This is a genomic window from Vibrio sp. Vb0349 (assembly GCF_033338975.1).
In genome coordinates this window covers 1-1164 of sequence record NZ_JAWOTS010000334.1, presented here as the reverse complement: position 1 = coordinate 1164, position 1164 = coordinate 1, and the positions used below count along the sequence as shown (strand labels likewise).

Genomic DNA, 1164 nt, shown 5'->3' with positions numbered 1-1164 from the left:
CCTAACAACACAAAGGCATTGCAGCCCTTTGGTGCTGCGAACTACATAAGAAAGTACAGATGCTTTACTTACTCAGAACAACTCAAAAAACAGAACGCTGCGTAACCCGAGGCGACTAGAATGGTTTAGTTGCGGTATCAGAACGAATCACGCCGCTAAACGTGAGGAGGTGATTTAGATAACATCCATGCTGTAACTATTAGCGATGTTCGAAAGATTGGAGGCTAATTTGCGTGACTGTCTTGTTCCATCGCGAACTTTGATGGAGGTAGACCAAAGTGCAACTTGAACTTCTGGCTGAAGTAAGAGGGATCATTGAAACCGCAATTGAAAGCCACTTCACTGATTTTTTCACCTGCGAGTAACTGTTCGCAAGCAGTTTCTAACCGTACCTCCGTTAAATAATCTTTTAACGTTCTTGACGAGGCCGACTTAAAGCGGCGTTGTAAACTACGTTCAGACATAAATAACATCTTAGCCGCTGTCGCAGTACCAAAATCAGGGTCATGGTAATGCTCAGCAACTAACTGATAAACCTTTTGTAGCCACTCATTCTCTGGACTGGCTTTTTCTTCGACGATGTTTTCTGGCACAAATTCTGGTAAAACTTCCTCAACATGGCTCAACTCTTTTGCCATCGGCCAAGTAATCTCAATTTTATTCTGCGCATCAGAAGTGAACACCGCTAAGTGCCCTCCACTCACCGTAACCAGCTGCGAAAGATTGTCGATACTCAAGTCCACATTGTTATTCGCAGGACGACTTAGAGAAAGTTTATTTGGCAATTGTGTTCCGTAATCCAAAAAGCTGAGTGAGACAATGTCCCGCCCCTCTTCTAGCATCACTTTTACGGCTTGACCTCGGAAAGAGCGCTTGATGATGTTGGCAAAGATACTGTTGAAGATAACATCCAGATTAAAACTCTCTAGAGCAATACGGCTAGACTTGTTCTCATCCTCTAACTCCACAGAGATCCCCGCTTTGGCGAAATCGTCTCGCCACACATCCACCACAGATTGCGTAATTTGGCTTAGGTTGTAGTTTTGACTGCCGTTACTCGCATCACCAGGAGCACTTTTAAGCTCATTCAGCTGCCAGTAAGTTTTTGATACGTGATCCTCTGTGATGGAGTCTCTCTCCACTGGCAATTTTGACGAGATATAA

The 1164-nt window shown here is 44.2% G+C and carries 1 protein-coding gene; it reads right to left on the bottom strand.

Going from position 1 to position 1164, the window contains the following annotated elements; all coding sequences use genetic code 11:
• Positions 1-224 precede the first annotated feature (224 nt).
• On the bottom strand, positions 225-1164 hold a 940-nt coding region (locus R7Q47_RS25625; protein ID WP_318090179.1), incomplete at its 5' end, for a helix-turn-helix transcriptional regulator.